The sequence below is a fragment of the Paenibacillus nitricinens genome, from assembly GCF_052056485.1.
GTDB lineage: Bacteria > Bacillota > Bacilli > Paenibacillales > Paenibacillaceae > Paenibacillus_AQ > Paenibacillus_AQ nitricinens.
Map to the genome: position 1 here is coordinate 2,041,875 of NZ_CP183948.1, position 14,109 is coordinate 2,055,983.

The 14,109-nt window shown below is 44.4% G+C and carries 10 protein-coding genes; all 10 read left to right on the forward strand.

Annotated features, from left to right (window positions below; translation table 11 throughout):
- Window positions 1-853 precede the first annotated feature (853 nt).
- From essC to ACN6KS_RS08925, 10 genes are read left to right on the forward strand one after another with little or no spacing between them, the layout of a single operon-like run.
- Window positions 854-4,840 carry a type VII secretion protein EssC gene (gene essC, locus ACN6KS_RS08880; protein ID WP_440961822.1) on the forward strand — a complete coding sequence of 1,329 codons (3,987 nt, stop codon included), beginning with the start codon at window positions 854-856 and terminating at the stop codon, window positions 4,838-4,840.
- Between the two features lie 20 nt (window positions 4,841-4,860).
- On the forward strand, window positions 4,861-5,568 hold the full coding sequence (locus tag ACN6KS_RS08885; protein WP_094870398.1) for a hypothetical protein: 708 nt from the start codon (window positions 4,861-4,863) through the stop codon (window positions 5,566-5,568).
- Window positions 5,569-5,588: 20 nt separating this feature from the next.
- Window positions 5,589-5,840 carry a hypothetical protein gene (locus tag ACN6KS_RS08890; protein WP_094870399.1) on the forward strand — a complete coding sequence of 84 codons (252 nt, stop codon included), beginning with the start codon at window positions 5,589-5,591 and terminating at the stop codon, window positions 5,838-5,840.
- A 27-nt stretch (window positions 5,841-5,867) separates the two neighbouring features.
- A complete protein-coding gene (locus ACN6KS_RS08895; protein ID WP_280788631.1) occupies window positions 5,868-7,328 on the forward strand; it encodes a hypothetical protein in 1,461 nt (486 codons plus the stop codon).
- A gap of 21 nt (window positions 7,329-7,349) precedes the next feature.
- Window positions 7,350-7,697, forward strand: a complete 348-nt coding sequence (locus ACN6KS_RS08900; RefSeq protein ID WP_440961823.1) for a hypothetical protein — start codon at window positions 7,350-7,352, stop codon at window positions 7,695-7,697.
- A gap of 21 nt (window positions 7,698-7,718) precedes the next feature.
- Entirely contained in the window at window positions 7,719-8,768 is a 1,050-nt protein-coding gene (locus ACN6KS_RS08905; protein ID WP_341134184.1) for an SAF domain-containing protein, read from the forward strand.
- Window positions 8,769-8,773: 5 nt separating this feature from the next.
- Window positions 8,774-9,343: a hypothetical protein gene (locus tag ACN6KS_RS08910; RefSeq protein WP_094878481.1), complete on the forward strand. Its 570-nt coding sequence runs from the start codon at window positions 8,774-8,776 to the stop codon at window positions 9,341-9,343.
- 6 nt (window positions 9,344-9,349) lie between these two features.
- Entirely contained in the window at window positions 9,350-10,183 is an 834-nt protein-coding gene (locus ACN6KS_RS08915; protein ID WP_280788630.1) for a hypothetical protein, read from the forward strand.
- Complete coding sequence (locus tag ACN6KS_RS08920; RefSeq protein ID WP_094878482.1) at window positions 10,176-12,023, forward strand: ATPase, T2SS/T4P/T4SS family; 1,848 nt, start codon at window positions 10,176-10,178, stop codon at window positions 12,021-12,023. The genes ACN6KS_RS08915 and ACN6KS_RS08920 overlap by 8 nt, the downstream gene beginning before the upstream one ends.
- Window positions 12,020-14,101: a hypothetical protein gene (locus ACN6KS_RS08925; RefSeq protein WP_094878483.1), complete on the forward strand. Its 2,082-nt coding sequence runs from the start codon at window positions 12,020-12,022 to the stop codon at window positions 14,099-14,101. The genes ACN6KS_RS08920 and ACN6KS_RS08925 overlap by 4 nt, the downstream gene beginning before the upstream one ends.
- The last annotated feature ends 8 nt before the right edge of the window (window positions 14,102-14,109 follow it).

The following is a 14,109-nucleotide window of genomic DNA, read 5'->3' on the forward strand; positions in this document are numbered from 1 at the left end:
GATTGCGGACTGTATAGTCGCTATTTTATGATTTTGCTTCTTTTGGCGGAGTGTTCGGACTCAGGAGCCGTTATGTGGTCAAAAAGCACTCGTTTTTGCGCAAAAACAACTCAATAGCGCCTCTGGAGTCCGAAAAAGCTCATTTCGGCATCTTTTGAAGCAAACAAGGTCATCTGAGTCCGATGGGGATCTTGCCTGAAAGTTTTTACGCTTGAGTACATTTCATATGCTTGAAAATAAACGTTTAAATTTGCGTTAAAAGCCAAGTTCAAGTATTTGATGTTCGGAATAATCGAAATTATGAATATACAGGGTAGCCAGGCAGCCTCATACGAGGTTGTCTGTTTGCATTTGCTTAAACATATATGAGATTTGATACCGGGAAATAGTTCGAGTTAGCAGGGATTTCCTGGTTTTTTCACGGGTTAATTCCTTCCAGAAGTATGAATTCTCTCCAGTTTGGTAGAAATGGTCTGATGCATAGGGTCTAAAATGGAATATTGGATACAAAAAACTCGTAATTTTAGTACCGAGAAGTAAGATGAACAAAAAGAAATAAAAAAAGTAAATGTGCCATATGTCTTAAATTATATCAAAAATAAAGCACGATTAGGTGACCTTAGAACTGGATCTATATACACTAGTAATTTTACTTTTATGAAAATAATGGTAATTTATTGGGGATCTTTGAACCATTTTAGCAAAAAATGTTATGGAAAATATAAACTATTTAGTCGTCGAACCGATAATGCAGTATGTATCTCCTAAATTGGAAAATAATTTATTTTTTATTTAAAATTTACACTATTTATTCTTGTTAATCCAAAATTCCTATCCAGTGGTGATGAAAAAGATGAGTACTCAAGAAATGCTAACTAATCAGGTACAAAGAACCCCTCGAATTAAACCGAATTACCCGGAAGGCGAATTGGTTTTGGAGGATCCTGCCCGACCATCGGGAAAACCAACCTTCTCATGGTTGACGATTATAGTCCCTCCCATCGGGATGTTAGTCATCTCTATATTTATGTCAACATTGACCAGGTCGTTTACCATGCTGATATCAACCATGGGTATGACTGTTCTGACGGTCATGGTTTCAATTTTGAATTATAAATCCAGTGTGAAAAAACATCATGAACAGAACAAAAAACTTGAAAAGAAATATCTCAACTACTTATTCCAGGTTCGTAATGATTTACAAAGTGCCGCCAGTACGCAAAGAGAAGCCTATACATATATCCATCCAAGTATTCAATCTTGTGTTGAAATCGTACGGGTGAGAAGCAAGCAGCTGTGGGAAAAAACCGGAATTGAAGATGACTTTTTGAATCTCAGGGTTGGTGTTGGTATCCAGCCGATTGCTCTGGTGCCAATATATAGCTCGAAAGCGAAAGCGATTGACGATGACAACCCACTTGAAGAAATCGCCAGTAAAATATGCGAAGAGATGTATTTTGTGCGAGATATTCCGGTCTACATACCGCTAAGGAATATTAATACGCTCGGAATTTACGGCAAACAGCAGGAGGTTCGTGATTTCCTCAATGGTGTTCTAGTTCATTTAACAACACACCAAGGCTACGATGATGTAAGGGTAATATGCGTGATGCAGCCTGATGATCTGCAGCACTGGGAATGGTTGAAATGGTTGCCCCATACATGGAATAAAAATCGAAGCCAGAGAAGTTTGGCTACAACATCCTTTGATGCCTCCAATATTGCGGATGAATTACTTCCAGAGCTTAGAAAAAGAGAAGAAAACAGCACGAATGGTTATGGACTACAGCCAATGCAGACCCCGCATTATGTTTTTCTGGTTTTTGCTCCTGAACTGTGGGACAGCACGGATATGATGAAGTATTTGCTCTCGGCCAATGCTTCACTTGGGGTGACCAGCATTTTTACATCGGAAAAGATTGATGTTGCGCTGCCGCTGAATTCCCAGGCTATTCTGGAAATCAAGGATGGTAAGGGGATGGTTCGAAAAGATACTAATCAGCTGTTAAGTCATTTAGCGGATTATTTTTCTGCCGATTCTCTGGATAAAAAAAATTCAGAGTTTTTTGCCCGTTCTTTGTCTCCGCTCAGAATTAAGGAAGGTCAAAATAACAGCTATATCCCACCAATGGTAACTTTTCTGGAGAGCTTTGAGGTTGAGCAGGTAGAGGCTCTAAAGGTATTGGAGCGCTGGTCAAAAAACCAGGCTAACCGTACATTGTCCATTCCTCTGGGGCTCGGGGCAGGCGGGAAATTTCTTTTGTTCGATATGCACGAAAAAAGCTATGGTCCACATGGTCTAGTAGCCGGCACTACCGGATCGGGGAAAAGTGAGCTGCTTCAGTCTCTACTTTTGGGTCTGGCAGTGAACTTTCATCCGCATGAGATTGCTTTTGTACTGATCGACTATAAGGGTGGAGGAATGGCTAATGCTTTTCTTGGACTTCCACATCTGGTGGGGACAATCACCAATCTTGGCGGTAATCAGATCAATCGGGCCCTTGCCTCCATCAAAAGTGAGCTTTTGCGGAGACAGCGACTGTTCAGTGAAGCCGGAGTGACCAGCATTGATAATTACATCGTTCTTTACCGCAATAAAGAAGTTAACCTTCCCTTGCCGCATTTGATCATAGTGGTAGATGAGTTCGCAGAACTTAAATCAGATCAACCGGAATTTATGAAAGAGCTAGTCAGTGCGGCACGGGTCGGAAGAAGCTTGGGGATTCACTTAATATTGGCAACACAAAAACCTTCTGGCGTAGTCGATGACCAGATCTGGAGTAACTCCAGATTTAAGCTATGTCTGAAGGTGCAGACACCTTCGGATAGTCAGGAGATGCTGAAACGCACGGAGGCAGCAGAGATCAAAGAAAAAGGCCGTGGGTATTTGCAAGTTGGTAATAATGAAGTGTTCACTTTGTTCCAATCCTCCTGGAGCGGAGCGCCTTATCAAGCAGGGGAGACAGATCAGGATGGAAGTCCAAAGATGGATATCGTTTCACTAAGTGGTGAACGCAGAGCTCTGATTCCTAAGGTGAAAAACAGTGATCATGCCTCGCAACTGAGTGAGCTGCAGGCTGTGGTTAATCATATAGCTGCCATTTCTGCTGAGCAATCGATCGGAGAGGCCTTTCAGCTATGGCTGCCTCCACTTCCGGAGACTATGACTTTAGCGGATGTTATGGATCAGAATCAGATCTGGGATGGGCAATCATGGAAGCAGCCAGATCAGAATCTTATTGCCACCGTTGGACGAATTGATAATCCGTCAGATCAGGAGCAATACAATCTGGATATTAATTTTAATCAGGATGGACATTTACTGGTTTATGGAGCACCGAGCAGCGGTAAGACTACGCTGTTAAAGACAATTATCATGTCCCTCGCCTTGAAATATGAACCTGATTACGTTCATTTCTATATATTGGATTTTGGTACACGCACCTTGGGAGTATTCCACGAGCTTCCACATGTAGGGGATATTATTTTTCCAGAGGACGAACAAAAGCTTGGAAAACTGATCAGTTGGTTGTTGTCCCAATTGGATGAACGCAAACGTAAGTTTTCTCAGCTTGGAATCAGCAATTTGGTCTCGTACAGTGCGGCCACTGGAGAGAAGGTTCCTTACATTGTTATTCTACTCGATAATTACACAGGATTCTCAGAAGCCTATGATGACTTTATCTTAGAGCTTTCCAAGTTGGTGCGTGAAGGCGGTAATTACGGGATATACTTCGTGTTCGCTGCCAATGCTGTAAACTCTTATCCTTACCGAATCAGCCAGAATATTAAGCAGGCTCTAGTATACCAAATGTCTGATAGATTGGATTATTCCAGTATTCTGGGCAGAACAGAAGGGATGGAGCCAACGAATACAGTAGGCCGCGGACTGCTCAAAGATAACCGGATTCTGGAATTTCATACCGCGCTTCCTGTGGATGGCAGCTCGGATGATCAGATTGCTGCCTCTCTCCGCCGGATTAGTTCGGAGATGAAAGCAGTGGCAGGTGTGAATAACCCTGTGGGGATTTCAGTGATCCCGGACAAGCTTTCACTGGCAGAGCTTCTGGAACGTGTGCCGAAGGAACAACCGCAGGGGAATTATCAGGTACCGCTCGGGCTGGATTGGGATACTACACTTCCGGTAGAGATCAATGTAAAGCAGGTTAGCAATTTTGTAGTGTCTTATACTACTCAAAAGCATGTGGATTTTAGATTTAACGCCTTAATACAAGTTCTTGATAAATCAGCAGGTGAAGTAACTATGGAATTCCATCTGTTTGATAGTGGTGTTGTCAGTATACCGAGCTTGAAAGCTAGTTCAACGATTACCCGCTATATGTGCACAGCTGAAGAGTTTTTACAGCTCACACAATCTTTAGTGGATCAGCTGCAACTAAGGAAAAATGATGCACGGCAAGCTTTTGCAGATGCCCAAAACCGTGAAGAGTTTGACGAGGCAGAGTATATTCTGTCTAAGTATCCGCTTCTCGTCATTGTAATGCCTCATCTTAAGTCCGCTTTTGATCTGATGGAGAATGATTCACTGGATCATTTGGAGCGGGTAGCGAGGTTTGGCGGTGGACTTGGTGTAATGCTGCTGGTCGGCAGCGATTCGTTTGAACTGAATCAAATGCAATTGGTCACTGATTTTGCGGGTGAACTGATTAACAGTGGACATGCGTTGTTGTCCGATGGAAGACCCAATGATCATTTGTCTTATGCTCCACTACTCGAGAGTATGGAATACCATGAGCTGAACGAGGTATTGGATAATACTGAAGCGATACTGCTAACTGAGGGGACCATTTCACGCCTCAAAATGATTACAGAACTATAGATAAGCAGGTGAAAAAAGCGATGAAGCCGGCTCGTGAAATGTTTGAATTGCATCCTTTAGAAATTATCTATTTGACTGCATTGATAGGAGGAACTAGTTTTCCAGGTCTGGAAATCGATCTCAAAGACGAGTCGGAGCGTAATTTACGCTCCTTAATGGATGCTCAGATGAGGTCGCTGGAAGTGAAGGGATATTTAGAGGTTGATTTTGCGGGGCTCGCCAAAGTGAATGAAGTGCTTCATAGAGGTATCGCTGTTGCATCCAGCTGCAAATCTTATTTTTGCCAGCTTATGCATACGAATCGACAGACTTGCAAGGTCTTCTATTTTGTTCAGGATGAAGTTTGGTTTGAACTTGAGCATCAGCCGGAAAGTAACACCTATAAGCTTCAGGAGATTTATGCATTACATGAGCTGATGTATCAGGTCATTGAGAGAATCCCTTTAGTGTGGGAATTGAGCGATAAAGATAAATTACAAAAAGCGATAAATAAAGAAGTGGATTTTGAAACGTGGGTGGGAAAGTCTCTTCAAGCAGGTGCATTCATAACTTCCTTGGCAGAAATCCAATGCATTACCGAGGAGGCACAGGTGATTCGCGAACTGAACCTGTTGATTCATGAAGATCAAATGTGGCTGCTGCGTGGGGTGGAAGAAGACGCCAGTCAAACCACACAATCCTTGTCTACAGTAGTAAATGAATTATGTAATTGGCTGCAAGAAGCTTAACAAATCTGGGGGATCAGACTATGTCAACTGCACTGACTACTTTTGTATTTAAAGGTGAAAGAGAGAAGTATTTGGATTTGGAAGTCTCTCTTTCTATTTCTACAGGGCAATGTATCGAGCTACTTAAGCAAGCCAACTGGCTTCCGGATCACTGGGAATTTAAATGTGAAGCCAGCCGTACGGGCGAAGAATGGATGGAGTTGGGGCCGCATGCTGTTCTCGCAGAGATTATACAAGGGGACGGAGCCATAGTTCGTATTTTGCCCTATTGAGCTGGGAGATCGTAAAGGAGGATTCCTATGAAAAGCGTACACTTAGTCTGCTCACCTGAACTTATAATGCTGCTATCCAGGTCGCTGGAGCATGAGGGTTATGTAATTTCCGGTAAACATTCTACATTACATAGTTTTATAAGTGGTTTCAGTAGTAAGGAAGTCGATCCTTCATCCATTGTAATTATGGAGGGCGGCGCGGGTCTGGGCACACCGGTCAAGGCTGCGGATATTATCAGTTTCATGACACTGATCCGCAAATATCTTAAACATACTCGGCTGATCGTTCAGTTAGACCCGGCGCTGCAAACGGATATTGAATTTATACGGACCCTGGTAAATATGAACATACATGATCTTCAGTTCACTACGGAATTCCAGGGCGATGATCTTCTGAATTGGATCAAAGAGAAAAAAACTACAAGGGATTATTATCATATCCTGGGTAAAAAGAAAGGCCTTTTTTCTTCGTTTAAAGGCTCATCATCAAGAGTAGCTTTTGACGCGGCAGTGGAAGAGGCACCGTCTGCTCCTCCGAGACCGGTGGAGTCGCTTACCCGTCCACAGCCAGTGGCGGCCGGTTCCAGAACTGTAGCAGATGCCGCCAACAGGAGACCATCCGTTGCTCCTCGCTCTTCAGCAGGATCAACTCCGTCTAGACCGGGGCCTCCGGCCAGAAAGGAGACCCCGTCATTAACCGAAGCGGAAACGCTGGAGAGTCTGGAACAATCTATTCCGGTAGAAGAAAAATCTACGCCAGCAGTTAGTGCGAGAATTCTGGGCAGTAATGTACCACTTGTCATCGGAGTTTGTGGTGTCGGAGGGGAAGAAGACGTAGGTGCAGCGGCGTTTCTACTGGCCGCGGGTCTGGCAGAACTGGGCTGGAAGCCCCTGGTATGCGGAGATGACAGGCCCGAAATCAGTTCGCTTGAACAGATTGTTTTTAAGGGTGAGAAAGAAGATTCGGTTTCTACCATGTTCGAATATGAAGGAGTCACTTTCTATCGCAGAGGGTATTCGTGGGATATTTCGGAGCTTTTGGCCAGTGAGTTCACGCATATCATTCTATGGGTGGATATCCATCGGGAGCGGAAGGGCACCAGTGGACTCGAGCTGTGGTGGAACTCGCAAATTCCTATTTTGGTAGGCAACGGGGCTATGTGGAAGTATGAACTGCTGAAAGAGAAGCTGAACACCCTTAATCCTTATGAGCGCAAGCGGTGCAGGCTACTGCTGGAAAATGGACATCAGGAAGTATTACAAATGTTGAAAAAGGATTTTGCAGAAATTCAAACGACTCTGATGCCTGCACATCAAGATCCTTTGTATCCAGATAAAGCGGCTGTTGAATGGGTAATGAAGCTGCTGACCGTTCAGAAAAAGCTCTTTCGCAAGCAAACGCTGCTCTGGGGAATTGTTGGGACGGTTTTGTTTGTGACCTTGTTATTAATAGGCATAGGATTTTCATTTGTTCCGGAGAGCCGGTAATTATCAATCAGGAGGCTGGGTATGAATTCAGGTATGGTAAGGGGCATTGCTTTTGATTGCCATCGACTTCTCTCCCCTGCCCAGGAGTGCAGCGATAAGATGAGAGCAGCAATCACAGGAGTGTCTGGTTATTGGGTAGATTTGGGTGGGGAAGAGTTTAAGCAGCATTGTGAGGAATGGATAAAGAAAATGAACGAATTTAAAGCCGCCATAGCCCAAATTGAATCAAATATGATGAACTATGCAGATAAATTACAGGTGGAGGAAGAGAGAGCAGAGGCAGCCAGAATTAAGGAAGCTGAAAGACAAGCCACCGAACGGGCAGCAGCGGCAGCGGCGGCCGCAAAATCGAAAGGGAAAACTAAATAGGGATGGAAATGAGGTCTTGAAGTGGCAATACGTAAGCGGAAAAAAATACTGAGATATACGATCCTATCAGGTTGTCTTGTTGCCGTTGCCACATCCGGGGTATGGTTTGCAACTTATCGCCATTATAACGCTAAGTTGATCGACGAGCGGGCGGCTTACGAAGAACAGCTGAATGATAAAGATGAAGTCTTGCAGCGCTATATGGATCAATCCCAGACAGCCTATGTTCTGATATCTCCAAAGCTAGCTGGAGAGGTGATTACCGCTGAGGATGTAATGGAAGAGAAGCTACCCAAATTCTCCTCACCGGATAATCTGATCAGTGAGTCTAAAGCGATTGTAGGCAAGTACTTGAAGATTGATGCATTGTCAGGCACAGCGGTAACTACTGAAATGGTACGTGATGAAGCGAGATTGGAGCCATCAGAACGAAAAGAAGAGACTGAATATATTAAACTGCCGCTTCGGTTAACGAAAAAAGATGTCGTAGATATTCGGATCGTTTTCCCGAATGGCGAGGATTACATAGTCGTAGGAAAGAAGTCGCTGAAGGACGTAGATTTAGCGAATCAATATACATTTTTTAATGACAATGAAGAAGAAGCACAGCTCCTGCAAGCTGCCCTGGTGGATGCATACATAAATAACGCGGAGCTGTATATGAAACAGTACGTAGAACCGGAGCTTCAGCCTGAACCTGTAGTCAATTATGTCCCTAATCTGGATGTACTTGGAGTAATTAAGGATAATCCTTTCATTATAGATCAGGCCAAGTGGAGTCTTGCTGCCAATCTTCGTAAGGAACTGGAGAAACGGCTCGAAGTTATGGAGGATGAAGATAGAATTCGTGTGGGAGCACAGGCACCAAGCGGCAGTGGTGTGATCCAGAGAAAGGCTGTGCAGGGAGCGGCGGCAGCAGAGGAAGCTGCGAAAGTTGATGAAAGCCAATCCGTGAACGGAGTGATAGATCGGACCAATCAAGCGCCGATCGATTCAAGTGCAGACCAGAGTTCAACGGGTGTGACGAATAAAGAAGCAGCCACAGATGACAGTCTGCTGGAAGGAGAGTGACCGATTTGCACATTGTTGTCGCAGGGGATTGCGAGAAGCACGATTTCATACTGGCAGCGGCTATTCTGTTGAAAAGTTATTTCAACAACGATGTCATGATTATTTCGGATAACAGCAGGAATTATCAGTATTTTGAAGGCGAAGTGTCTGGTATAAAGATTGCTGATTCAAGCGTAGCTGACAAACCGGATATCGTTCTGTATGACTGGCATCATGGGTATCCTGAGGGTCTTGAGGAGGAGATTATTGTCTTCGCAACCACCTATGAACGTCAGGCTATGGAGAACGTAGATATGTTGCTGGATCAGAAACGGATGCCTACTGTACTGCTTATCATAGAAGAAGAATGCGGACTTGGACTGAAGTATGTGGATAAATATTATCCAGTGATTACTTCAAAAATCAGTTACATCAGTAGTCCGGAGCGAAGAATTGATTGGGTCCATGATGGAAGGGTGGATCTTAAGGTAGATAAGGATTTTGCTGAAGCTGTAAATGACTTTTTGATTGAAATTTGCGATGTTCCAAAGCAAGACATCAAGAAGCTATGGCAGTATGCAAGGAAACGGGGGTAGGTAATTGTGCTAGTGGCTTTCTGGGGACCTGCTCAAGGGCAGGGGAGAACAACTTCGAATATGGCAGCTGTTGCGGCTACCATAGCGCTAGATCATCATATCCGCGTGTTAATGACACATACGCATTTGGAGCAAGGGGTGCTTGAGCATTTATTCTCACAGACAAGAACAACGCTTCAGTCTGCACAGACAACCGGCGGAATGGATGCGATTGAGAGATTAGTGCAGTGTGGAATGCTGACACCTGAAGGAATTAGAGATCATGCGGAGTCCATTCTTAAGGATCGGTTGGAACTGCTTAGGGGATCTATGAGTACTGAGAAACATGAGACAAAGCTCTTGCTTCCGCATATCTACAAGGATTATCGCAGGTTTTATGATTTGTTATTTGTGGACCTTTCCTCTGAAGATGATCCGGATGTTGTGTCTCTGGTTATGGAGCAGGCAGATTTGATTGTGGTTAACCTAAATCAGAATCAGGTCAGTCTGGATTCCTATTTTTTGAATAAAAACAAAGCTCCTGTGCCGAGTCATAAGCCAGTCCTCTATTGTATTGGGGCTTATGAGCGCAGCTCCAGGTTCAATAAAGAGAGAATTATTAAGCTGTATGAATTGAAGAAAAAAGCAGTAGGTGTTATCCCACATCATATTGGTTATATGGATGCTCAAAATGAACGGCGTTTTGTTCAGTTTCTATTGAAGGCAAGAGAAGCTAAATCCCGTTTTCTGGAGTTTAGTGAGGACGGAAGCTTCACTGAGGCGGTACGACATATGGGACAGCTTATTCTCCGGATGCTGGAGATTTCTCCAGTATCGGAATTGGATGCTGCGAATGATTAATCTGATCCTGATCTTTGTAGTCCTGATAGCTATTGGAGTGTTCCTGTACTTATGGCTGGGCAGACGTAAGGATGCTGCTCCACCTTCCGTCCAACTGAAATATGATATGAATGAAATCGTGCTGTTTCTGAGAAGGGCTTTTGAGGAGATTATAGCTGCGTCTCTTTATGAAGGAAGCCCAAGTGAGGAAGAATACAACCGTCGGAAGGCGCGGCGAAGGGAATTGCAGAAAGCGCTCCGAAGTTGCATGCATGGCGATCTATCCGCTAAGAAATACGTGAAGCTTTATATGAAGGATCTATTAGTTCAGACCTACGGTCTGGATGAAGGAAATGTAGATAAGATTATCAGCTTCGGCCATACGAATCGCTTGACTTCACAGGATTGCTTCGATATCTTGCTTTATGTTTTCAAAAAAGATCATGGTCAGAATGCATTTAATGTAATAGTAAGCAAATATAGCCTGGATACACTGCAAAAGCTGCCTGATGGATCTAAGGGGTATAAGATCACCGAAGAGCAGATTCGCCATATCTATCAGTCCGAGCAGCCGGGATTGTCCATCCAGGACAAGATTGAAATTATTGTCCAGAGAGCTTATCAAATTTATAAGGGGCTCGGCGTTATTGATGAGCTTCGAGATCAGAACATCGACGGAGTCAATGGAGGAACAAGTGGCATGCCTCCTGATGTCGTTCAGACTACAGATTTTCTGGAATATACGAAGCAGCAGCATTTCATACCACAATCCTATGATGCGGTGTGGACGTTCTATCGGGGAAAGTCGCTTCACCTGGAATTCTTAAGTTTTGGTTCTGAGAAGGAACTTAAGCGGGTTTGCCAAAATATCTATGGGTTTGGTAACCCTGGGCAATTAAATGAATCAAAGGGTTATATTATCAACGATATGGCTGATGGCAGCCGGGTCGTGGTTGTGCGGCCCAAAATGGCTGAAAGCTGGGCTTTTTTTGTCCGCAAATTTAACGATTCGCTCGTGGAATTGGATCAGCAGATTCAAGATCAAGGGGCACAGCTTGCGATTGATATGCTTGTTTTTCTCATCCTGGGCCATCAGGTCACTGCTATCACTGGCAGACAGGGCTCGGGGAAAACAACGCTGCTTAAGGCACTGATCAAATATATTGATGCGAAGAATATCCGGATTCAGGAGACTTCCTTCGAGATCTGGGCAAGAAAAATGTATCCGGGTAAAAATATTTTATCGTTTAGAGAAACCCCCTCCGTTAGTGGGCAGGATGGGCTGGATGTGCAGAAAAAAACGGATGGCGCTGTGAATATTGTTGGTGAGGCGGCTACTCATAGTGTGGTCAGTTATGTGATTCAGGCAGCCCAGGTAGCTTCTGAATATACATTATTTACACACCACGGCAAAACGCTGCCCAATTTGGTCAGCGCTTTGCGCAATAGTCTTATCGCATCGGGAGCCTTCAGTAATGAGAAAATTGCTGAGGTTCAGGTTGTTGAGGCACTTGGCTTCAACGTCCACCTGGTACTGCGTGCTGGGAAAAGATATATCGAACGGATTACAGAGATTATCCCGGCTGATCCCCAGTTTGAATATCCTCAGAACTACAAAGATCCTGAGAATATTACGGACAAGCTGGATGCTTTTATGGATACCATGACCGAATATTTTGGCCGGATGACAGATCGGCGTTCCTATGACTATAAGGATGTCATTATGTGGGAAGCCGGAGAATACGTGACCAAGCATCCGATCAGCAGCCGTAAAATCGATGAAATGCGCAAAAATATGGATGAAGAGGATGCACTAGAATTCGCTGCATTTCTTGAGAAGTATTGGGGGCAATCCGCATGAATCTGCAAAACCTATTGTTGATTATTTTGGGAACCTCGGGAGTGCTACTGGTTGTCCTGCTTGTGCTGCTTAACATAGTGCAGCGTAAATTGAAGGGAACACAATATCAAGAGCAAAGGCGGCTAAAGGCTCTCCTGCCAACGAGAACAAAGGAAAAAAGATGGTTGGAGCAGGCCCATAAAACTTATCCGGTACTTGATGAACTGCCATTAGTGAAGAAACTTCTTCACCGGATGCGCTCGCGTCTGACCTTGGTTCATGCAGGCAATGAAATCATGATCAGAAGTCGTGCGGCTGCGCTGACGCTAATGATTGTTGCTTGTATTCTGATCATTTCGTTGAGTTCATTCCTCTGGACTTCATCCTGGGTAAGCCGTGCGACTATTATGCTAGTCTCAGTATATCTTGGAGGTGTCCTCAGCGATCTCTTCATTGGGCGTTTAGTGAAGCAGATGTTATACGACCAATCGTCCATGATTCTGGATATTCGTCATGAATATCATCAGACACATATGGTGCAAGTCAGCTTGGAGAATTCTGCGGAACGCTCGAAACCAATGGTAGCCGTGCATGCCAGGCAGATTGCCGGGATTCTGGCAGCGGTGGACCCGGAAGATGAACTGCAGAAATATTATGAGATTGCACCTAACCGTTATATGAAGCAACTAGCTGGAGTGAGTTACAAAATAGGTGAATATGGTGATGCGGATATCCATAAAGGGGAGCGTTCGATTTACCTATCGATGCTTGGCAATATCAGAGAAGAGATTCATATGGATATTAATCGCCGTGAGCGAATCGATCGTTTGTTATACGGTATTGTTTTTGTAGCCATTTCGCCGGTATTCATGCTGGATCCAATCCGCAATTGGGCGGAGGGAATGTTTCCTATTGTATCTAATTACTACAATTCGGCCTGGGGGTTATATTCTTTAATCTTACTGTATATCACGTTCATAATATCGTTTATTGCCTTGCGGATTCTCAAGGGTGTGGATGAAGACACGCAATCTATCAAAGATGAGGGTAAGTGGTTAAATCGGATCCTGAAGAAAAAATGGATTTTCAAACTGGTGGATCGGATCACACCGGCAGAACATGAGCCTCTTCATTTCAAGGTAGCCGGCAAACTGAAGGATGCTAACTCTGGGTTGTCGCAACATGCCTTCTTTTTGCAGAAAACACTAGCGGCAGTCGTTATCTTTACGTTGATCGTATCGCTTCAATTCTCGATCCATGCCAATATCAAGCATAACATCCTGTACCCCAATAAGCAGATCACCACAGGCGGCAATCAGACAGAATCTCAGAAGATGCTTAGCGAGGAACGGTACGCTTTTGAGCAGACTTTAATTGGAGAACTGGTAGCGAAGGATATTACACCGGATCAGATGTTGCCCTACATTCAGGAGAAAGCGGAGAATAAGTCTTTCCTTCAGAACAATCTGAACCAGAATGCCTATGCTGCACAGTTAATGAACAGGGTAGAGCAATATCATGAGGAGTATTACAAATGGTATGAGCTTTTGCTGGCTTTTGGGCTGGCGTTGGCAGGGTTTTATCTTCCGGATGCTTACTTAATCATTCGTACTCAGCTGCGAAAGTGGGAAATGCAGAATGAGGTGGATGGCTTCAATACACTTTCCATGATGCTGTCTCAATTTCCGAATATCAGCGTGTACGAAATGATAGAGTGGCTGCATCGTTACAGCTATATTTTTGAGCGGCAGCTGCTGCGCTGCATGCTGGATTATGAGGCTGGAGGCTGGAGTGCTATTGAGAATCTGAAGGAGGACGCACGTTTCGTTCCCCTCGAACGGCTCGCAGACCGCTTGCAGGTGGCAGCCGATCTGATCCCGGTGAAGAAGGCGTTTGATGATATGGATGCGGAGAGGGCATTCGCGATGGATCAGCGCAAGGAGCACTATGAGAAGGTCATCAGCAGGAAAAGTACACTGGGTAAAATGTTTGGGTTCTTGCCGATGCAGGCAACGTTCACCTTATATTTACTGCTTCCCTTCGTCTATATGGCCTTCCAGCAGCTGGGTGACCTGACTGTTGTAACTGGCAAAATGTGAAGGAGATA